The 20627-nt window shown below is 72.7% G+C and carries 17 protein-coding genes; 8 read left to right on the forward strand and 9 right to left on the reverse strand.

Going from position 1 to position 20627, the window contains the following annotated elements:
* The first annotated feature begins 118 nt into the window (after nt 1-118).
* Together paaI and paaK are read left to right on the forward strand one after the other, a co-directional pair.
* A complete protein-coding gene (paaI, locus tag BMX74_RS08395) occupies nt 119-487 on the forward strand; it encodes a hydroxyphenylacetyl-CoA thioesterase PaaI (protein WP_055505994.1) in 369 nt (122 codons plus the stop codon).
* Nucleotides 484-1815 (forward strand): phenylacetate--CoA ligase PaaK, encoded by a 1332-nt coding sequence (gene paaK / locus BMX74_RS08400; protein WP_055505995.1) that lies wholly within the window; start codon nt 484-486, stop codon nt 1813-1815. The genes paaI and paaK overlap by 4 nt, the downstream gene beginning before the upstream one ends.
* 12 nt (nt 1816-1827) lie before the next feature.
* Here the strand turns inward: paaK and BMX74_RS08405 are convergent, their stop codons facing one another.
* From BMX74_RS08405 to BMX74_RS08420, 4 genes are all read right to left on the reverse strand, one after another.
* Complete coding sequence (locus BMX74_RS08405) at nt 1828-2661, reverse strand: hypothetical protein (protein ID WP_236714956.1); 834 nt, start codon at nt 2659-2661, stop codon at nt 1828-1830.
* A gap of 15 nt (nt 2662-2676) precedes the next feature.
* Nucleotides 2677-2976: a DUF4193 domain-containing protein gene (locus tag BMX74_RS08410; protein WP_020542847.1), complete on the reverse strand. Its 300-nt coding sequence runs from the start codon at nt 2974-2976 to the stop codon at nt 2677-2679.
* A 298-nt stretch (nt 2977-3274) separates the two neighbouring features.
* Entirely contained in the window at nt 3275-4540 is a 1266-nt protein-coding gene (locus BMX74_RS08415) for a sensor histidine kinase (RefSeq protein ID WP_091099393.1), read from the reverse strand.
* 38 nt (nt 4541-4578) lie between these two features.
* Nucleotides 4579-5232: a response regulator transcription factor gene (locus tag BMX74_RS08420; RefSeq protein WP_055505996.1), complete on the reverse strand. Its 654-nt coding sequence runs from the start codon at nt 5230-5232 to the stop codon at nt 4579-4581.
* 233 nt (nt 5233-5465) lie between these two features.
* Between BMX74_RS08420 and BMX74_RS43915 the strand changes: the two genes are divergently transcribed.
* Nucleotides 5466-5630 (forward strand): hypothetical protein, encoded by a 165-nt coding sequence (locus BMX74_RS43915; RefSeq protein ID WP_176573475.1) that lies wholly within the window; start codon nt 5466-5468, stop codon nt 5628-5630.
* Between the two features lie 122 nt (nt 5631-5752).
* Here the strand turns inward: BMX74_RS43915 and BMX74_RS08425 are convergent, their stop codons facing one another.
* Nucleotides 5753-6556 carry an inositol monophosphatase family protein gene (locus tag BMX74_RS08425; protein WP_305728631.1) on the reverse strand — a complete coding sequence of 268 codons (804 nt, stop codon included), beginning with the start codon at nt 6554-6556 and terminating at the stop codon, nt 5753-5755.
* Nucleotides 6553-8574: a S9 family peptidase gene (locus BMX74_RS08430; RefSeq protein WP_055505998.1), complete on the reverse strand. Its 2022-nt coding sequence runs from the start codon at nt 8572-8574 to the stop codon at nt 6553-6555. Before BMX74_RS08430 ends, BMX74_RS08425 begins: the two co-directional genes overlap by 4 nt.
* Nucleotides 8575-8586: 12 nt before the next feature.
* On the opposite strand from BMX74_RS08430, the gene BMX74_RS08435 reads away from it, so the two are divergent.
* Entirely contained in the window at nt 8587-9549 is a 963-nt protein-coding gene (locus BMX74_RS08435) for a ferrochelatase (RefSeq protein WP_055505999.1), read from the forward strand.
* Between the two features lie 12 nt (nt 9550-9561).
* Here the strand turns inward: BMX74_RS08435 and BMX74_RS08440 are convergent, their stop codons facing one another.
* Nucleotides 9562-10791, reverse strand: coding sequence for a lytic transglycosylase domain-containing protein (locus BMX74_RS08440; RefSeq protein ID WP_091099591.1), 1230 nt, complete (start codon nt 10789-10791; stop codon nt 9562-9564).
* Between the two features lie 90 nt (nt 10792-10881).
* On the opposite strand from BMX74_RS08440, the gene BMX74_RS08445 reads away from it, so the two are divergent.
* Genes BMX74_RS08445 through BMX74_RS08455 form a run of 3 tightly spaced genes read left to right on the forward strand, consistent with a single transcriptional unit; the run spans nt 10882 to nt 14185 of the window.
* Nucleotides 10882-12084, forward strand: a complete 1203-nt coding sequence (locus BMX74_RS08445) for an MFS transporter (protein WP_055506001.1) — start codon at nt 10882-10884, stop codon at nt 12082-12084.
* Nucleotides 12085-12137: 53 nt separating this feature from the next.
* Nucleotides 12138-12860 (forward strand): polysaccharide deacetylase family protein, encoded by a 723-nt coding sequence (locus BMX74_RS08450; protein WP_055506002.1) that lies wholly within the window; start codon nt 12138-12140, stop codon nt 12858-12860.
* Nucleotides 12861-12907: 47 nt separating this feature from the next.
* Nucleotides 12908-14185, forward strand: coding sequence for a D-arabinono-1,4-lactone oxidase (locus tag BMX74_RS08455; protein ID WP_091099396.1), 1278 nt, complete (start codon nt 12908-12910; stop codon nt 14183-14185).
* A 24-nt stretch (nt 14186-14209) separates the two neighbouring features.
* Here the strand turns inward: BMX74_RS08455 and BMX74_RS08460 are convergent, their stop codons facing one another.
* On the reverse strand, nt 14210-15052 hold the full coding sequence (locus BMX74_RS08460) for a hypothetical protein (RefSeq protein ID WP_091099397.1): 843 nt from the start codon (nt 15050-15052) through the stop codon (nt 14210-14212).
* 522 nt (nt 15053-15574) lie between these two features.
* On the opposite strand from BMX74_RS08460, the gene sepH reads away from it, so the two are divergent.
* Nucleotides 15575-18610, forward strand: coding sequence for a septation protein SepH (sepH, locus tag BMX74_RS44895; protein WP_091099400.1), 3036 nt, complete (start codon nt 15575-15577; stop codon nt 18608-18610).
* Nucleotides 18611-18858: 248 nt separating this feature from the next.
* Here the strand turns inward: sepH and BMX74_RS08470 are convergent, their stop codons facing one another.
* Nucleotides 18859-20400, reverse strand: a complete 1542-nt coding sequence (locus BMX74_RS08470; RefSeq protein ID WP_091099402.1) for a PH domain-containing protein — start codon at nt 20398-20400, stop codon at nt 18859-18861.
* Nucleotides 20401-20627 lie beyond the last annotated feature (227 nt).

Consider the following 20627-nt stretch of genomic DNA (forward strand, 5'->3'; position numbering starts at 1 on the left):
TGACATACCCCGCCACACCCCGGCGCATGGTCTTGACACGGGACGTCCCGCCGGGCGACTGTTTACCGAACATTCGGTCAGTTAGCGAGGAGCACCGAACGTGGACAGCGCCCGTCGCATGATGGACGCCGACACCGCCTCCGCCGCCCTGGGCATCGAGCTGGTGGTGCTGGGCGAGGGCCGCGCGGTGTGCCGGATGGCGGTCACCGCCGCGATGATCAACGGGCACGGCCTGTGCCACGGCGGCTACGTCTTCCTGCTGGCCGACACCGCCTTCGCCTGCGCGTGCAACACGTACGGGCCGGTCACGGTGGCCGCGGGCGCCGAGATCACCTTCGTCGCGCCCGCCCACGAGGGCGACGTGCTGGTGGCCGAGGCCGCGGAACGCGTTAGGTACGGGCGCAGCGGCCTCTACGACATCACGGTGAGGAAGTCCGACGGTCAGGTGGTCGCGGAGTTCCGCGGCCGCGGCAGGGAGTTGCGATGACGTCCGTGAAGCGCGCCGACCCCCCGTCCCCCGACGAGCTCGACCCCGTCGAGCGCGTCTCCCGGGACGAGCTGGCCGCGATCCAGCTCGAACGCCTGCGGTGGACGCTGCGCCACGCCTACGAGAACGTCCCGCTCTACCGCAGGAAGTTCGACGAGGCCGGGGTCCACCCGGACGACTGCCGGGAGCTCTCCGACCTGGCCGCCTTCCCCTTCACCACCAAGCAGGACCTGCGCGACTGCTACCCGTTCGGCATGTTCGCGGTGCCGCGCGAGCGGGTCGCCCGGGTGCACGCCAGCAGCGGCACCACCGGCCGGCCCACCGTCGTCGGCTACACGAAGGGCGACCTCGACGTGTGGGCGGACGTGATGGCCCGCTCGATCCGCGCCTCGGGCGGGCGTCCCGGCGACATCGTGCACGTCGCGTACGGCTACGGCCTGTTCACCGGCGGCCTCGGCGCGCACTACGGCGCCGAGCGGCTGGGCTGCACGGTGGTGCCGGTGTCCGGCGGCATGACGCCGCGGCAGGTGCAGCTCATCACCGACCTGCGGCCCGACGTCATCATGGTGACGCCGTCGTACATGCTGGCGCTGCTCGACGAGTTCGAGGCGCAGGGGATCGACCCGCGTGCCAGCTCGCTGCGCGTCGGCGTCTTCGGGGCCGAGCCGTGGACCGAGCGGATGCGCGAGGAGATCGAGGAGCGCTTCGACCTGCACGCCGTGGACATCTACGGCCTGTCGGAGGTGATGGGTCCCGGCGTGGCCTGCGAGTGCGTGGAGACCAAGGACGGCCTGCACGTCTGGGAGGACCACTTCTACCCGGAGACGGTCGACCCGTTCACCGGGCGGCCGGCCGACGCGGGCGAGCTGGTGTTCACCAGCCTCACCAAGGAGGCCATGCCGGTGATCCGCTACCGCACCCGCGACCTGACCCGGCTGCTGCCCGGCACGGCGAGGCCGGCGTTCCGCCGCATGGAGAAGGTGACGGGACGCACCGACGACATGATCATCCTTCGCGGGGTGAATCTCTTCCCGACGCAGATCGAGGAGCTGGTGCTCGGCACGCCGGGCCTGTCGCCGCACTTCCAGCTGCACCTGACCCGTCCCCACCGGCTGGACGTGATGACCGTCATGGTGGAGGCCCGGCCGGGCTTCGCCGGCCGGGAGGAGGCGGGCGCCGCGCTGCGCAGGGCCGTCAAGGAGCGGGTGGGAGTGAGCGTCGAGGTGGAGGTCGTGGCCCCTGAGACGCTGGAGCGCTCGGTCGGCAAGCTGAAGAGGATCGTCGACAGGCGCGGGACGAGCGCAGGCGCCGGGGCCGGGACGCCCTGAGGCGCCGGCTGGTCAGCGGTCGAGCCGGGGCCGCACGGGGATTCCCTGCGGCTTCACCCGCAGGTCGGCGCGGATCGTCTCGCCGAGCTTCTTCGTCGCCAGCCGGTTGAGCGCGCCTCCGGCCACGGCCCCCGTGAGGAACGGGCCGAACGTGGTGAGGTGGCGGCCGAGCGTGCGCATGAGCCGGTTGCGCAGGGCCGTCTTGGTCGCCGCGCCGAGCGCGAGCGAGACGGAGGCGGGGGCGAGGGGGTCGATCCCCCGCTGCCTGGCCCAGGCGGCCGTGAACGCGACCGCGCGCTGCGCGCCGTTGCCCTGGACGCGCACGCCGTAGACCTCGTGCAGCTCGGCCAGGAGCTTGACCTCGATGGCCGCGACCACGATGGTCTCCGCGACGAGCTGCGCGGGGGCGGAGAGCAGGAGGGGTGGTGCGGCGAACTCTGCCGCCGCGAGCGCTCCGCCGATGGCGCCGACCGCCATGGTGGCCTTCTGCGCCGTACGGACGAGATCGTCGGCGAGTTCCTCGCCGGTGAGGCCGTGGTGGTGCTCCGACAGCGTGTGCAGGTCTCTGATCGGGATGCGGGGCGCGATGTTGAGGAAGACGTCGGCGAGCCAGCGCCCGCGGCCCGCGCCGGAGGCGCGTGCCCTGCTCGCCCCGGCGGAGAGGGAGCGAGCGAGTCGGCCGAGCAGCCTGCGCCGCTCGGCCGGCTCCAGATCACCGGGGCCGGTGAGCCTGCTGACGAGCTCGCCGACCTCTTGGCCGGGGTCGGCGATCTCCTTGCCCGGCTCCTTGCCCGGCTCCCTGCCGGGTTCTTCGCCCGGCTGGTTGTCCTTCTCTCGTACGGCCACGCGATGCCTCCTCGATCAGGCGGCGCACTCCCGGCAGACCTGCTGGCCGTTCTTCTCGGACGCCAGCTGGCTTCGGTGGTGCACCAGGAAACACCGCGAGCAGGTGAACTCGTCGGCCTGACGGGGGATCACCCGCAGGGACAGCTCCTCGTTCGACAGGTCGGCGCCGGGCAGTTCGAGCGACTCGGCCAGATCGGTCTCGTCGATGTCGATGCTGCCGGACGACTTGTCCGTGCGCCGCGCCTGGAGTTCCTGGAGGCTGTCCTCCCCCAGGTCGTCGTCTGTCTTGCGCGGGCTGTCGTAGTCGGTAGCCATTGTGCTTACTCCATCCCCCTCATCTATATGCCTCTCGCGCTCGTCGCGCGTCTTCCAACGTCTGGGAGGCCCGTCTTGTGCCCGTTCCGCCCGGGAGATTTCCCATCGGTACCCCGCTGGAACGGACACTGAACCTCCCAACACGTGAGGGCCTGCTGCCGCCGCGCGCGGTTAGCCAAATATGGCGAAACCCACAGCCTTGGCGCCATGCACCACCGTGTTCGACGGCACATCCAACCACATGTACGGCGCGAACGAGACGCCCCCACCGCATCAACACGCAGACCAGCACATCGGATCAGCGTCTCGGCAGGCTGATGGTGACCACCAGGCCCCCGCCGTCGCGCGGGACGGCGGAGACGTTCCCGCCGTGCGCCTGCACGACAGCGCGGACGATCGACAGCCCGAGACCCGATCCCTTGGCCGATTCGACCCGGTCGGCATTGAGCCTCCGGAACGGCTCGAACAGGCTGTTCACCTCGTACGCCGGGACATGCGGTCCCGTGTTGGCCACCTGAACAACCAAGGCACCGTCGGCCATTCCCGTACGAATCCAGACTTTTCCGTCTTCGGGGATGTTGTACTTCACGGCGTTCTCCAGCAGGTTGCTGACGGAACGCTCCAGCAGCACCGGATCGCCCACCGCGGGGGCATCGGCCAGCTCGGCGCTCACCGTCACGCCGTGCTCCTCCGCGAACGGCGTCACCTGCTCCACGGCCGTCTGGGCGACGTCGCGCACGTTCACCGGCTTGCGCACCGCGAGCTCGCGCTCGCTCCTCGCCAGCAGCAGCAGGCCCTCGATGAGCTTCTCGTTGCGGGCGTTGACCTCCAGCAGCGTGCGGCCGATCGCCTTGAGGTCCTCCGACGCCTCAGGGTCGGACAGCGCGATCTCCAGCACCGTCCTGTTGATCGTGAGCGGCGTGCGCAGCTCGTGGGAGGCGTTGGCCACGAACCTGCGCTGCGTGTCGAAGGCGACGTTCAGCCGGGTCAGCATGCCGTCGAAGGTGTCGGCCAGCTCCTTCAGCTCGTCGTTCGGGCCCTGCAGGTCGATGCGCTGGTGCGCCAGCGTGCTCTCCGACAGCTTGCGCGCCGTGGCCGTCATCTTCGTCACCGGCCGCAGCGCCCGGTCGGCCACCACGTAGCCGAGCACGAGCGCGAGGATGCCGACCCCTGCCAGCGCGAGGATCGCGTTCGCCAGGAGCTCGTCCCGCGCGGCCTGCACGGTCGCCTCCTTGGCGTCGGCCCACTGCGCCTGCGCGATGGCCGCGTCGATCGCGTCGAGCCCCTGGGTGTTCAGCCGCGGCCAGACCGTGACGATGGACGCGCCCACGATCGCGTACATGGAGAACAGCAGCACCGCCGCGGCGAGGAAGACCAGCGCGGCGTAGGTGATGGTGAGCCGCCAGCGGACGCTGACCTTCCCCTGCAGCCCCCGCACGACGTCCACCGGGGTGCGCTGCGGCTGCTGCCCGGGCGGCGGCGGCCCGTCCCAGGCCGGCGGGCCGCTCGGTGGTGGCGCTTCCTGCACGCGCGTCGCCTTCCTGGCCGAGTGCGGACTGATCATCGGGTGCGTCGGCTCCGATCCGCGGTCCGGCCGCCCGCTCACAACTTGTACCCGACCCCGGGCACGGTCTCGATCACGTGAGGCTCGCCCAGCTTCTTGCGCAGCGTCATCATCGTGACGCGCACGACGTTCGTGAACGGGTCGATGTTCTCGTCCCATGCCTTGTCCAGCAGGTCCTCCTGGCTGACCACGGCTCCCTCGGCCCGCATCAGCTCCTCCAGCACCGCGAACTCCTTCTTGGTCAGCACGATCTCCTTGCCGTCGCGCTCCACCAGCCGCTTGCCCGGGTCGAGCCTGATCCCGGCCCGCTCCAGGACGGGCGGCAGCGCCGGAGCCGACCGGCGGCCGAGCGCGCGCACCCTGGCCACCAGCTCGATGAACACGAACGGCTTGGCCAGGTAGTCGTCGGCGCCCAGGCCGAGACCCTCCACCTTGTCGTCGACGTCGCCCGACGCCGTCAGCATCAGGATGCGCGAGGCCGTGCGCTGCTCCACCAGGCGGCGGCACACGTCGTCGCCGTGCACGACGGGCAGGTCGCGGTCCAGCACGATCACGTCGTAGTCGATGTAGGAGGTCTTCTCCAGCGCGGCGCCGCCGTCGTAGGCGACGTCCACCGCCATGGCCTCGCGCCGCAGCCCCGTCGCGATCGCGTCGGCGAGCACCCGCTCGTCCTCTACCACCAGCACGCGCACGCCTGGTACACCTCTCTCCGGTTCCGGTGCCTCATTCTGTTCACAGCCTCGATAAGCGCACGGTAAGGCATGTCAAGGGGTAGGTGAGGCACGGTGGGGCAACGCACAGCAAGATTCATGTTTCAGGTGCCGACGCCCCGGGGTATGCCAGCGGGACACCCATCGCCCGGACACGCGTCGGGCGATGGACGACATCTCCGCCCCTGCGAGCGAACCCTGAGAGAGAAGGTGAGATGGGCGAGTTCACCACCACGATCGAACGCCGCCTCGACCAGGCTTACGAGGGGCTGCGGGAGGCCCGCAGCACCGGCGACGACTACCTCGCCGACACCCTCACCGCCGAGATCGAGGACCTGCGCCGCCTGGCCGACGATCACGGCGTCCCGTTGCCCCGATAGGCGCGGACAGCGGAACGGCCGGAGCCAGGAGGGAGGGCTCCGGCCGTTCCGCTGTCGCGGCCTCCTTCAGCCGTCCAGGAGCAGCCGTCCGGTGAGCGGCCGTCCAGTGGGCGGCCGTCCGGTCAGTCGGCGTCGCGGTCGGGGTCGAGCGGCGCCAGCAGGTCGTGCAGCTCCTCGAACAGGCCGGGCGCCGCGCAGATCGCGAAGTCGGGGCTGACCGGCCGGCCGCGCAGCCCCGCCAGCGTCGCCCCCGACTCTGTGGCCACCAGGCCGGCCGCGGCGTAGTCCCACGGGTTGATCCCGCGCTCGTAGTAGCCGTCGACCCGGCGCGCCGCGACCGAGCACAGGTCGATCGCGCACGAGCCGCCCCGCCTGATGTCGCGCACCCGCGGCAGCACCTCCGCCACCACCCGGCCCTGCACCGCGCGCCTGGCCACGCCGTAACCGAACCCGGTCGCGACCAGGGCCTGCGCCAGCGGCACGCCCGTGGCGCAGCGCAGCCGCTCGCCGCCCAGCCAGGCGCCGTGGCCGCGCACCGCCGTGAACATCTCGCCGCGCGCCGGGACGTTGACCGCCCCGGCCACGACCGTGCCCTCGACCTCCACGGCGATCGACACCGCCCAGTCGGGCAGCCCGTACAGGAAGTTCACGGTGCCGTCGATGGGATCGACGATCCACCGCACGTCGGTCTCGCCCGGCGCCTCGCCGCCCTCCTCGCCGAGGATCCTGTCCTCGGGCCTGGCCTCCAGGATCCGGTCGCGGATCAGCCGCTCCGACGCCGTGTCGAGGACGGTCACGACGTCCGTCGGGCTCGACTTCGTCGCGACCGCGCCGGACATGGTGGGCCTCTTGGCGACGAGCATGTCGCCCGCCTCGCGGGCGATCTCCTCGGCCAGCCGGCCCAGCTCGGTCGGGTCGGCCGTCACGCCACCGACTCCGGACGCTTCCACTCCTGCCCGAGGACGTGCTGGGCCAGGAAGGCGAGGACGGTCTCGTACCAGGCGACGACGTTGCCCGGCTTGAGGATCCAGTGGTTCTCGTCGGGGAAGTACAGGAACTTCGAGTCGACCTCGCTGCGCCGCAGGTCCCACCACAGGCGCAGGGCCTCGCCGATGGGCACCCGGTAGTCCTTGTCGCCGTGGATCACCAGCATCGGCGTGGTGATCGCGTCGAGGGCCAGGTGCGGCGACAGCAGGTCGTACCGCTCCGAGCCGGGCGCGCCGAACTCGCGCTGCCAGTACATGGGGACGTCGGTGGTGCCGGCGAACTGGTCGAGGTGCCACAGCGAGGCGTGGGTGACGATCGCCTTGTACCTGTCGCTGTGTCCGGCCAGCCAGTTGGCCATGTAGCCGCCGAACGACCCGCCCATGGCCGCGACCCTGGTCTCGTCGATGTCGTCCCTGGCCAGGGCGGCGTCCACGATCACGTCGAGGTCGGCCTGGGTGCGGGGACCCCAGTTGCCCCAGCCGCGGTCGATCATCTCCTGGCCGTAGCCGGTGGACAGGCACGGGTCGGGCATCAGCACCGCGTAGCCGTGCTCGGCCATGATCCACGCCTGCCAGCGCCACTGCCAGTCGTTCCAGGACGAGACGGGGCCGCCGTGGATCCACAGCAGCAGCGGGGCGGGGTCGCCGGCGCGGGCGCCGTCGGGCAGCACGAGCCAGCCGCGGATCCGCGTGCCGTCGTCGGCGGTGGCGGTGACCTCGGTGAGCGTGCCGGGCACCTGCGGGCGCGGGGCCGGCGACGGCAGGTCCACGATCTCGCCGCCGGCCACGTCGATCCTGGCCGGGCCGGGCGCGAGGTCCACGGCGCTGCGCAGGGCGTAGACGGAGCGGCCGTCGGCGGACGGGCAGAGCCCGAGGTAGGCGGCGTCGTCGGGCGTCAGGCGCACCGGCTCGCCGTCGAGCGGGACGCGGAAGACCGGGCGGCGGCCCTGGTGGTCGGCGGCCACGTACACCGAGGCGGAGTCGGGCGCCCAGGCGACGTCCGACGGGAACAGGTCCGGGGCGTACGCCGCGCCCTCGCCGGTGGCGAGGTCGCCGATCCACAGCTCGAAGCTCTCCGAGACGTCCCACGACGTGTGCCGCTCCCGCGCGCAGGCGACGCGCGTGCCGTCGGGCGAGACCGCGACGGGGCCGATGAAGTCGTGGCCGTCCTGGCTGAAGAGGGTGCGCCGCTCGCCGGTGGCCACGTCGATGGCGACGAGGTCCACGCGGTGCTGCCCGCCCGGGAGGTACACCTTCCAGGTGGTGACGACCGTGGCGCCGTCGGGCGTCAGCTCGAACGCGGCGTCGCGCAGCGCCTCGTCCGGCTCGGGGGTCAGGTCGCGGACGTCCTCCAGCCGGTCGTCGCCGAGCCTGGCCGCGAACAGCCGGGTGCGGCCGGGGCCGAGGTCGTGGTCCCAGTAGCGCACCGGGTGGCCCTCGTGCAGGATCGCGCTGATCCCGGCGTCCTTGCGGGCCTTGCGCCGCTCCTCCTCGGCCGCCTCCTCGCCGTCGAGCACGTCGGCGGCGAACACGACGACGTCGCCCGCCGTGCGCACGGCGGCGATGCCGCCCGGCCTGGACGCCACCTGGCGGGCCTCGCCCCCGGCCCTCGGCAGCAGCCACAGCGCGGGCGTCTCGTCGGAGGAGTCCTTGACGGTGGGGTCGGGGCGGGCGGAGGTGAACAGCAGGTCGCCGGCGTCGGTGAAGACCGCGCCCGTCTCGCCCTTCGCCGACCGTGTGAGCCGGTACGGCTCGCCGTCCACCGGGACGGCCCAGAGCGCGGTGCCGTACGATCTGCCGTCGGGGTTGAGCGACTGGACGGCGGAGACCAGCCGGGAGCCGTCGGGCGAGAGCTTCAGCGAGAGAACCCGGGGGATGGCCACATAGTCGCGTATGTCGTTGAATGCGCTCACCTGATCGAACCTACCTCGCCGCAAGGACCATGCCCACTCCGACATAGGGTTTGCCCCGTGGGAGATTACGACGCGTTGCTGGTCCTGTCGTTCGGCGGGCCGGAGGGTCCCGACGACGTGATGCCCTTCCTGGAGAACGTCGTGCGCGGCCGCGGCGTGCCGAGGGAGCGGCTGCTCCAGGTGGCCGAGCACTACCAGGGCTTCGGCGGCGTCAGCCCGATCAACCGGCAGAACAGGGAGCTGGTCGAGGCGCTGCGCCCGGTCGCCGGCGTGCCCGTCTACTGGGGCAACCGCAACTGGCGCCCGTTCGGCGAGGACGTCGTCCGGCGGATGAAGGCCGACGGCGTGCGCAGGGCGGCGGTGTTCGCCACCTCGGCGTTCGCCGGTTACTCCAGCTGCCGGCAGTACTACGAGGACATCGCGCGCATCTCCATCGAGGGCGGCCCCGAGCTGGTCAAGATGCGGCACTACGGCGACCACCCGGGGTTCGTGGCGGCCATGGCCGACCACGTCCGGGCGGCGTACGGGCGGCTGGGCGACGACGACGCCCGGCTCGTGTTCACCGCGCACAGCGTCCCCGTGTCGATGGCCGAGACGGCGGGGCCGTCCGGCGGGCTCTACGAGGCGCAGCTGCGCAGGAGCGCCGAGCTGGTCAACCGGGCGCTGGGGCGCGAGGGCCGGCCGTGGGACCTCGTCTGGCAGTCGCGCAGCGGCCCGCCGCAGGTGCCGTGGCTGGAGCCCGACGTGTGCGACCACCTGCGCGCGCTCGCCGAGGACCCGGCGAACGCCTCGGTGGTGCTCGCGCCCATCGGGTTCGTCTCCGACCACATGGAGGTCGTGTACGACCTCGACACCGAGGCCAGGCAGGTCGCCGGCGAGCTGGGCATCAGGATGGAGCGGGCGGCGACCGCCGGCACCCACCCGCGCTTCGTGCGCATGGTGCGCGAGCTGATGGACGAGCCCGAGCCTGTGCCGTGCCCGCTCACCTGCTGCCCGCCGCCGCGCCGCCCCCGGGCGTAGCGGGGGCCGGGGTCAGGCGTAGGCGCGGGCGTACGCCTCGGCGATGCCCATGACCTTGTTCACGTAGTCCCACGAGTGGTTGTAGAACCAGATGGCCTTGCGCAGCTTCTCCCCGCCCTTCCCCGCGCCGTTGGCGCAGAGGTAGCCGGCCGCGGCCGGCACGGCGTCGTACGGGCTCCAGATGTCGGCCTTGCCGTCGCCGTCGCCGTCGACGCCGTAGTGCTTCCAGGTGGCGGGCATGAACTGCATCGGCCCGAGCGCCCCGGCGCTGGACGGCCCGTTGTTGCGCCCGTGCCCGCTCTCCACCTGGCCGATCGCGGCCAGCACCGTCCAGGACAACCCGGGGCAGCGGGTGGCGGAGGCCTTGTAGAGCTCCAGGTAGCTGCCCGGCCTGCCGACGTTCACCTGCTGCTGCGGCTGCTGCTGGGGCTGCTGCTGCCCCTGGCGGGGCGCGGACCTGGCCGCGGCGTCGAGCGCGACGACCTGCGCGCCCTTGCCGAGGACGCGGCGCACGGCCGCCTCGCTGATCGTTCCGGGCTTGCCGTGCAGCAGCACCGCGACGCCGGGCGCGAACCCGAGCGACCGGCCGACCTCGGCGCCGACCAGGCCGTCCACGCCGGTCAGCCCGAGCGGGGCCGAGGCCGCCAGGCGCAGCCTGGGCCCGCCGTCCACCTGGTAGACCGCGCCCAGCATCAGGCTGAGCCTGCGCGTCGCGTTCGCGTCGGCCACCAGCTCGCCCCTCGACAGCGCGCTCCACACGCCGGGCTCGTCGGCGACGGGCTGGGGCGTCCACGACCGGAACGCGGCCGGGTCGACGGCGAGCAGGTTCAGCCCGGCGCCCGACATCCTGACCGCGCCCGCGTCCACCACGGCCACCTTCTGCACGTGCTTGAGCGCGCCCAGCCGCAGCCTCGTGCGCCGGGGCACCTCGCCGGGCGCGATGGCGAGCACGCGCGGCGGCGTCGAGGTGACGCCCGGCCCGCCCTTGCCGAACTCCCGCGTCTGCTCCTCGACGGGTTCCTTCACGGGTTCCCGCACGGGGCGCGTGGCCGGCGCGAGGCGGTCGAGCCCGGCCGCGGCCCGCGGGGCGCGCTCGCGCGCGGGCGCTCTGGCGGACGTCTCCGACGACGTCCACATCGTGCCGTCGTCCAGCATCAGCGCCACGCCTCCCGCCACGGCGGTGACGGTGAGCACGGCGATGACCATGAGCAGGACCGCCCGCAGCGAAGGAAGACCGGACACGCGGCACACGTTAACCCACTCGCCCGGTTAATCACTTGCTGTCCGTACAGTAATGCGCGATCGTTGGCTCGGTCGTAAGGGGGAATCAGCGTGGTCGGGCCTTACCGGGGGCTGTTCGACAAGCCGGGTGTCAAGGGATTCGTGCTGGCGGGATTCGTGGGACGCATGCCCATGTCCATGCTCGGCATCGGCATCGTCCTGCTGGTCTCCGCGCTCACCGAGTCGTACGCCACCGCGGGCGCCGTCGCCGCCACCATGAACATCTCCTTCGCCGTCGCCGCGCCCCTGTCGGGACGCCTCGTCGACCGGTTCGGGCAGAGCCGCGTGATCGTGCCGTTCACCGTGGTCAACGGGCTGGCCCTGGCCGCGCTCATGCTGTGCGCCGGCCTCGGCCTGCCCGAGTGGACGCTGTACGCGTCGGGGCTGCTGATCGGCGCCACCTCGCTGTCGCTGGGCTCGATGGTGCGGGCCAGGTGGTCCACCATCCACGGCGGCTCCGCCAAGCTGCACACCGCGTTCGCGTTCGAGTCCGTCGCCGACGAGGTCATCTTCGTGACCGGCCCCGCCCTGGTCACCGTGCTGGCGACGAGCGTCAACCCGTTCGCCGGGCTGATCGTGGCGCTGGTGTGCATGGTCGCGGGCAGCATGGCGCTGGCGGCGCAGCGGCGCACGCAGCCGCCGGTGCAGGAGGTGCGCTCCGCGGGCGGCACGCCCATCCTGATCCCGGGCGTCGCCCTGCTCGCCGCCGTCTACCTGGCGCTCGGGTCGGTCTTCGGCTCCGTCGACCTCATCACCGTGGCGTTCGCCGAGGAGCACGGTGTGAAGGGCGCCTCCGGGTTCCTGCTGGCGTCCTTCGCGGGCGGGTCGATGGTGTCGGGGCTCTGGTTCGGCTCGCGCACCTGGCGGATCTCGCTGCGCGGCCGGTTCGTGCGGGCGCTGTGCGTGTTCCTGGTGGGACTGCTGCCCATCGCGTTCATCGGCGACGCGCGCGTCATGGCCGTCGCGCTGTTCGTGGCGGGGCTGGCGATCTCGCCGACGCTCATCACCGGCTTCTCGCTGACGGAGCGGCTGGTGCCGCCGTCGCTGCTGACCGAGGGCATGGCGTGGATCTCGACGTCGATCGGGTTCGGCGTGGCGGTCGGCGCGTGGGCCGGCGGGCGGCTGACCGAGGCGTTCGGCGCCTCCAACGCGTACGTCTTCGCGCTGTGCGCGGCCTTCGTCGCCGTCGTCGTCGGTCTCGGAGGTTCGGGTTTGCTGAGACTTCCCGAGGCGCCTTCACCCGCGAAGAGCTGATCCGCTACGGTCGGGACATCCCTCACAACACCGATCACACCGGAAGCTTTGCTATGTCCCGACATCAGATCTCACTTCTCGCCATCGCCGTCGCCGCTGTCACGGCCCTCGCCCCCTCGCCCGCGTCGGCGCAGCCGAAGAAGGCGCCCGTCGACTGCGAGCAGGTCAAGTGCATCGCGCTGACCTTCGACGACGGCCCAGGACAGTACGCGGGCACGCTGCTCGACACGCTGAAGAAGTACGACGCCAAGGCGACGTTCTTCCTCGAGGGCCAGTACGTGAAGAGCCGCCCCGCGTTCGTCAAGCGCATGGCCGCCGAGGGCCACGAGCTCGGCAACCACAGCTACTCCCACCCCGACTTCACGAAGAGCGAAGCCGGGAAGATCCGCAGCGAGATCCAGAAGACGCAGGACGCGGTCAAGCAGGCCGCCGGGGTCGAGCCCAAGCTGCTGCGGCCCCCGTACGGCCTCGCCGACCTGCAGGTGTCCGACATCGCCACCGAGTTCGGCATGCCGATGATCCTCTGGACGGGCGGCTCCCACGACTGGGACACGAAGAACGTCGAGGCGATCAAGAAGAAGACGCTGGAGGTCGCCCAGCGCGACGGCATCATCCTGATGCACGACTGGGTCAAGCAGACCGTGGACGCCATGCCGTCGATCGTCAAGACGCTGCAGTCCAAGGGCTACACGCTGGTGACGGTGTCCGACATCGTCAAGCGGCAGAACCTCCAGCCCGGCGACATCTTCCCCGTTCCCCAAGGCTGGGAGAGGTGAGTATCGTTCACGTTTAACCGGAACGATGCTCTAGGTCAGGGGTGCGCATGATCTTCACCAACTGGGCCCGCAACCAGTCAGCCACCCCGGCCGAGGTGCGCACCCCCGCGTCCGTCGAGGACGTCGTCCGCGCCGTGCGCGACGCCACCGCCGGCGGGAGGCGCGTCCGCATGGTCGGAACGGGCCACTCCTTCACCGGAGTGGCCCTCACCGACGGCGTCATGCTGCGGCCCGACGCGCTCACCGGGATCAGGTCGTACGACGGCGACCGGGTGACCGTCATGGCGGGCACCCCGCTGCGCGTCCTGAACGAACTGCTCCACGAACGCGGCGCCGCCCTCGCCAACATGGGCGACATCACCGAGCAGACCGTCGCCGGAGCCATCCAGACCGGCACCCACGGCACCGGGCGCGACAGCGGCGGCCTGGCCGACCAGGTCGCCGAGCTCGAACTCGTGCTCGCCGACGGCACCGTCGCCACCGCCGCCCCCGGCGACGAACTGTTCGACGCCGCCAGGGTCGGCCTCGGCGCGCTCGGCGTGCTCACCGCCGTCACCTTCCGCGTCGAGCCCGCGTTCCTGCTGCACCAGCGGCGGCGCAGGATGACGCTCAGCGAGATCCTCGGCTCGCTCGACGACCTCACCTCCGCCAACGAGCACCTCGACTTCTTCTGGCTCCCCCACACCGACGCCTGCCTCGTCAAGACCAACAACAGGCACCCCGGCCCGCCGCGGCCGCCCGGCGCGTTCAAGCACTGGCTCGACAACGTCTTCCTGGAGAACACCGTCTTCGGCGCCGCCTGCGCCACCGGGGCCCGCCTGCCCGGCCTCATCCCGCGCATCAACGCCGTCAGCGCCGCCGCGCTCGGCGACTCCGAGGCGGTCGACACCTCGTACAAGGTCTTCACCGCCCGGCGGGACGTCCGGTTCCTGGAGATGGAGTACGCCGTCCCCCGCGAGCACCTCGGCCAGGCCATCCGCGAGACCCGCGACCTCGTCGAACGGATGGACTGGAAGATCACCTTCCCGGTGGAGGTGCGGGTCACCCCGCCCAGCGACGCGTGGCTGTCCACCGCGTACGGGCGGCACTCCGCGTACGTGGCCTGCCACGTCTACCGGGGCACGCCCAACCCCGCGTACTTCGAGGGCGTCGAGGAGATCATGGTGCGGCTGGGCGGGCGGCCCCACTGGGGCAAGCTGCACACCCGCGACGCCTCCTACCTGCGCCAGGCGTACCCGCGGTTCGGCGACTTCGTCGCGCTGCGCGACCGCCTCGACCCCGGCCGCCTGTTCTCCAACCCCTACCTGGACACCGTCCTCGGCTGAGCCCCACGCCCGCCCGCGCCGTCGTCAGGGCGTCGGGGCCTGATCCGCGCCCTCCCCTGGAGAGGCGGGCGGGGCGGCCGGGTCGCCGCCGCCGTCGCCCGGGGTGCCCTGCTCCTGCGGCTGCGTCGGCGCCTGTTCCGACGGCTCGGGTGACGGGTCCACCTGCGGCGACCCCGTCGGCGTCGGGTCGGGCGTCGCCGTCGCCGTCGGCGTGGCGGACGGGCTCGGCGTCGGCTCGGACGGCGACCGGCTCTCCGACGGCCGCTCGGACGGCGCCTGCGAACCGTACGTGGAGGCGGGCTGCTGCGACTCGCGTTCCTTGCGGGCCGGAGGGGCGTCCCGGTGGCCCGACGTCTTCGGCGTCTTGCCCGTCACCTGCTCGTGCACCGTCGTGTGCGCCACCGCCTGGTAGACCAGGATGCTGCCCATGCTGACCGCGAACACCAGCGCCGCGGCCACCGCCACCTTCAGCCACGGCAGCCGCGAGCGCTCGAGCGGCGCCGGGGGCGTCTCCAGCTCGCGGAGCTCGACCGCGGGCAGCTCCAGCGTCGACTCCTGCGGCGTCGCCTGCGCCGCCGCCGCGAGCAGCCCCTCCCCCGGGGCCGCCTGCGGCGCGCCCACCTGCGCCTCCTCGGCGCCGGGGTGCCAGGCCGACAGCGTCCGCTCCTTGACCCTGTCGCCCGTCCGCTTCAGGTAGTGCGTATAGATCGCGCTCGCGACCGTGCTCGCCACGCTGACCACGGCCGCCCCCACGACCGTGCCCGCCACGCCCAGGTACGACGCCGCCACCGCCGCCGTCACCGAGGCGAGCGCGCCTCCGAGGATCTGCGGCACGCTCAGCTCGAACCTCCGCTGCTCGCCGCTCATCCCCTGGTCACGATCCCCTCATGCATGCGTACGGTAAAGAGCTTCCTCGTGAATAGACGCCGTCGCGTGTCCCGTTGTTCCTGTGACCTGCGTGACAACCAGGCTCAGAGCTCGTGCCACGACCATCAGGGTCACCCGCGACGGGCCGTGCGACGGGCCGCAGAGACGGCCCCACCGCTTCGTCACCCAGCGTGACGCCCACGCCTGGATTCGCCCGGCCCAGGGCCCCGCACCTGGAGCGCCACCCTGCCGCCGGAACCTCCGCTCTGGCATGCTGGCTGAGGTGCACGATGGCGCGGGGCGCGATTCGCCAGAATCCATCAGGGGCCTCTAACCTCCTCATGCACTACGGCGGGCGATAGAGGGATGGATTCCACAAATGTGACCGGCGTCACATCGCCGCGGGGCTATCCCAGGAAGGCGATGTTCGGACATGCCGGGTACGGTGCTGGCAGGCAACCGGCACACGCGAGAGACTCAAGGGTCCGGGGGAAGAATGGCGACGCTGACGAAGGGACTCGCATGCAGGAGCTCCGACTCGTCGCGGTGAGTGAGGACGGCACCTACCTCGTGCTGGCTACAGCCGGACGTGGTACGCGCTTCACACTTCCCGTGGACGACCGGCTCCGTGCTGCCGTCCGCGGCAACTTCTCCCGTCTCGGCCAGTACGAGATCGAAGTGGAGAGTCCGTTGCGCCCCAAGGAGATCCAGGCCCGCATCCGCGCCGGTGAGACGGCCGAGGAGATCGCCGCCACCGCCGGGATCCCGGTCGAGCGCGTCCGCTGGTTCGAGGGGCCTGTGCTCCAGGAGCGCGAGTACGTCGCCCAGCAGGCGCAGCGCGTCTCCGTCCGGATGCCCGGGGAGTCCGCGCCGGGGCCGACGCTCGGCGAGCTCGTGGCCGAACGCCTCAGCAGGCGCGGCGTGCCCACCGACGAGATCGACTGGGACTCCGCCAAGCGCGACGACGGGTTGTGGCGGGTCAAGCTCGGCTACGTCTGGAACGGTCACACCCGCCACGCCGAATGGCTGTACGACCCGCGCAAGCGCCACGTCACGCCGCACGACGACGAGGCCATGCGGCTGTCGTCGGCCGACTTCGACCCCGACCCCGTGGTCGAGGACAGCACGGTGACGCCGTTCACGCCGCGCGTGGCCAAGCTGCAGCCCGTGCCGCCGCTCAACTCCGACGCCCTGCCCTTCCCGTCCGTGGTGCGCCGCGAGCCGGAGGAGCCCGCCGTCGGCTACACGCCGTCGTCCAGGAACGACGCCTCCGACGCCCGCACCTCCTTCCAGGACCCGACCGGCCCCTTCCGGCAGGAGCAGCCGGGCCCCTTCCGCGGGCCCCAGAGCGGGCCCTTCCGCCAAGACCCGGCGGCCCGCGACGGCTCCGACCTGCGCGGCGACACCGGCCCGCGCCACGACGCCCGCGAAGCCACCCTCCGCCACGAGCCCCCCGCCCGCGAGGGCACCTTCCGCCACGACCCCTTCCGGCACGACGACGACTTCCGCCACGACGGCACCCGCGACGACTACCGCCAGGACGGCAGGGACGGCTTCCGTCAGGACGGCACCCGCGACGGCTACCGTCAGGAAAGCGGCCGCGACGGCTTCCGTCACGACCCCGCCGCCCGCGACGGCTACCGGCACGACCCGGCTGCCCGCGACGGCGGCCCGCGACAGGACCCGGCCACCCGCGACAACGGCTTCCGCCCGCAGCCGCCCGGCTTCGCGCGTCCCGGCGACGCGCCGTCCCGCCGCGGCGTCTCCTCACCGTGGCTGCCCGACTTCGGCCCGGGACGCGCCTCGGACCACGAGTCGATCTACGCGCCGGGCACCCACAACCGCCCGGCACCCACCGCCCCCGCCCACCCGGGCGACCAGAGCAGGCGAGACACCGCACACCCGGGCGATCTGAACCCCCGCGACACCGCACACCGGAATGACCCGAGCAATCGCGACACCGCGCACCAGGGCGACCGGAGCAATCGCGACACTGCGCACCCGGGCGACCTGAGCGCCGGCGAGACCCTGCCGGCCTCGGCATCCGCCCACCTCGCGCCGACCACGGCCCCGCCGACGCCGCCCACGGCCCCGGCACTGCCGACCGCGCAGCAGCCCGCCGCGCAGGTCACTGCCGGAAACCAGGCAGCGGAGCAGCCCGCCGCGCAGGTCACTGCCGGAAACCAGGCAGCGGAGCAGCAGCCGCCCGCTCCGGAGCAGCAGGCGTCGATGCCGGCCAAGGCGGAGCAGGAGACCGCTCAGCAGCCACAGCCCGCCGAGGACAAGGCGGAGCCCCAGAGCGCTCAGCAGCCACAGCCCGCCGAGGAGACGAAGGCCGCGGCGGAGTCGCACGGCGCCGGCGCGACGTCGGAGTCGGAGGCCGCTGCGGTGACCACGGAGTCGCCGGCCGTCCCGCAGCCCGAGACCACCCCGGCGACCGCGACGGCAACGGCGGAGCCTGAGGCGAGCGCAGTGACAGAAGCCCACTCGGAGTCGCAGACAGCTGCGGAGGCGCCGGCCGCCCAGGAGGCCGAGGCAGCCGGGGAGACCCCGGCCACCCCGAATACGGTGACCGCCGCCCCCGAGGGGGAGGCCACCGCAGAGGCCGGAACGTCCCAGGCCGACGCAGCCACCCTGAAGGCCGAGGCCGCAGGGGCCGGAGAAGCGCAGACGGTTGAGGCAGCGGAGGCGTCCACTACCGCTGATTCCGAAGAGCCGACAGAGACCGGCGCTGCCGCTGCCTCCCAGGGGCTGGCAGAGGCGCGGGCCACCGCTGACGCCGATGCGCCCGCCGAAGCGGAAGCCGCCACCGAAGCGGAGGCCACCGCAGCAGCGCCGGCCCCGGCACTCGCCGGCGACACGCAGGCCCCGGGAGAGGCGCAGGCCGCCGCGAAGCCGGAAGCCGCCACCGACGCATCGATCGCTACGGAATCGAAGCCGACCACCGAGGCGCAGTCCGCTGCCGACGTGCAGGCCGCTGCCGAGCCGAAGGCCGTGGCGGAAACGCAGGCAGTTGGCGAGACGCAGGACTCTGTCAGAGCGACTGCCGCGGAGGGGGCGAAGGCCACCGGCGAGGCGGACACCGCCCAGGTGACAGCCACTGCGGAGACCCAGGCCGCCGAGGCGTCTCACACCCGCGAGGCGGAGGCGGCCCGCCAGGCCGAGGCCGTCGGCGAGGCGGAGGCTGCTCAGGCGGAGGCTGCTCAGGCAGAGGCTGCTCAGGCAGAGGCTGCCGGCGAGGCCGACGCTGCTGCCGAGGCGGAAGCCACCCCGGTGGCAGCCGCTGCGGAGGCGCAGGCCGTCGAGCCGGAAGCCGCCCCGGAGCCGGTGCGACCTCCGGCTCCCGCTCCCAAGCCGAAGCCCGCCCCGCCGAGAGGGCCGGCCGTCCCAGCGGCCCGGTCGGGCAAGGAGCAGGAGACGAAGGAGGAGACGCCGGTCCCGGTGCCCTCCCCGCCGCCCGCCCCTGCCGCCCGCCCGGCGCGCAAGGGTTCCCGCGGACGCCGTGCGTCCGTCCCGACCTGGGACGAGATCATGTTCGGCGCCCGCCGCCAGGACTGACCATCACCCGCACCGGGCCGCCCCTAGGGTCGCCAGCACCAGTCCTGGCCGCGGCCGGCACGGGCCAACGCCAGGACTGACCAACGCCAGCGCTGCCGTCCCCGACGGCTGGCCATCACCAGGAATGACCGTCGCCAGCACTGGACGTCAGCAAAGCTCACCGCCACCAGAACCGGCGATCACCAGAACGGCGTACGGCTGGGTGGTTGGTCACGCGGCCGGTGGTCGGTTATGGGGCAGGTGGACCGTTAGGGCTGGGTGGTCGTGCGGTCGGGGTGGTCGGTCAGGAAGGGGGACAGCCAGGAGGGGGTCACCTCTGCGGGGAGGCCCGCCGCCTGCTCGCCCGACACGTCCACCGCCGAGTAGCCGCCCTTGCCCGCGCCGACGCCCGCCGTCACCGTGTACACACCGGCCCGGCGCTGGAACCAGGTCTGGCGGACCCGCCAGCCCACCACGGCCCGCTGCTCCACCACGGCCTGGGAGCGGCGCAGCGAACCCGAGCGCACCGACAGGCGGGTCCCGTCGTATCCGTGGCCGAGTGAGGCGTACCTGTCGAGGCCGAGCGGCACGCCCACGGCGGCCAGCAGCAGCGCGGGCGCGAGCAGGAACCACCAGAGAGCGGTCCCGGTCAGCCAGAGGCCGGCGACGGCCGTCGCGGCGAGCACCAGCCACGGGAAGACGGCGCGGAACAGGCGGCGGTTGCGGGCGACGGGCGGGTGCGGGCGCAGTTCGGCCTGGTAGGGGCCGATGGCGTCGGCGGTCACCTGCGTGGCGGTCACGCGCGGCACGACGGGCAGGAGCTGGCCACGGGTCTCGGAGTCGCCGAGCCCGGTGACGATGGCCCAGACGCGGCACACCCCGGCCCAGCGTTCGGCGAGTCCTTCGACGACCTCGTACCCGCGCACCCTGCGCGACTCCAGCGAGACGCTCCGGCGGTTGATCAGCCCGCGTTCCGCCACGAGGTAGCCGTCGCGGTGCAGGAGCACGAAGTCCCAGGTGAAGACGGCGTACATGAGGCCGCCTGCGAAGGGCATCGCCACGACCAGCAGGAGGGCGACGACGAGCAGCAGGTACGGGTGACCCCAGAGCCACTCCCCCGCGGAGAAGGCGGCGTCGCGGCCGAGGCCGAGGTCGTTGCCCCACTGCACGGCGAGACCGACGGCGCCGCCGGCGAGCGCGAACGGGGTCAGCAGGTACGAGCCGGACAGCGGGCCGTACACGAGCCAGGCGCGGGGCACGCGCATGACGACGTGCTGGGAGGGGCCCGCCGGGGCATGGGCGGCGGAGGCGGCGGACGCGGCGGAGGTCGTGGGAGCGGCGGACGGGGGGTGGCGGGCGTCGGCGTGGGCCGCCTGGTGCGTCGCGGAGTGGGCGGCGTTGTCGGCGGTGCGGGCGCGGCGCAGGAGGACGGCCCTGAGGCGTTCGGCCTCGGCGAGCGTGACGCCGTCGAGTTCGGCCTCCTCGTCGCCGCCGCTCGCCCCGGTGTCGATCTTGACGACGGCCAGGCCGAGCAGGCGGTGCATGGGCGGGGTCGAGACGTCCACGCCGCGGACGCGCTCCAGCGGGATCGTCCGCACGGAGCTGCTGATCAGCGAGCGGCGCGTCTCCAGGCGGTCGCCGACGATGACGTACGTGAAGGTGGCCCACCTGACCAGGGCGAACAGGACCGCGACGCCGAGCCCGGCGAGGGCCCAGACGTAGGACGTGATCGAGAAGCCTCCGACGAACAGCACGCCGGCGAGCGGCAGCAGGAACGACGGCAGCGTCCGCACCGGGTGGATGAGCAGCACCTTGGGACTGAGCCGCAGCCCCGAGAGCCCGGCAGCCTGAGGAGTTCCCTGGGGAGCAGGGGGAGGCCCCTGGGGATGCCCCGGGGCGGGGGGTGGTCCTTGGGGAGGCCGCCCAGGTAGAGGCAGCGGGCCGTACGGGCCCGCCGGAACCAGCGGAGGCGGCGGAGGCGGCGTGGCTCCGGGCCCGGTCCCCACCTCAGGCCCCGCTGCGGTCGCGCCACCGCTGA

The organism is Nonomuraea pusilla, assembly GCF_900109355.1.
GTDB classification, from domain to species: domain Bacteria; phylum Actinomycetota; class Actinomycetes; order Streptosporangiales; family Streptosporangiaceae; genus Nonomuraea; species Nonomuraea pusilla.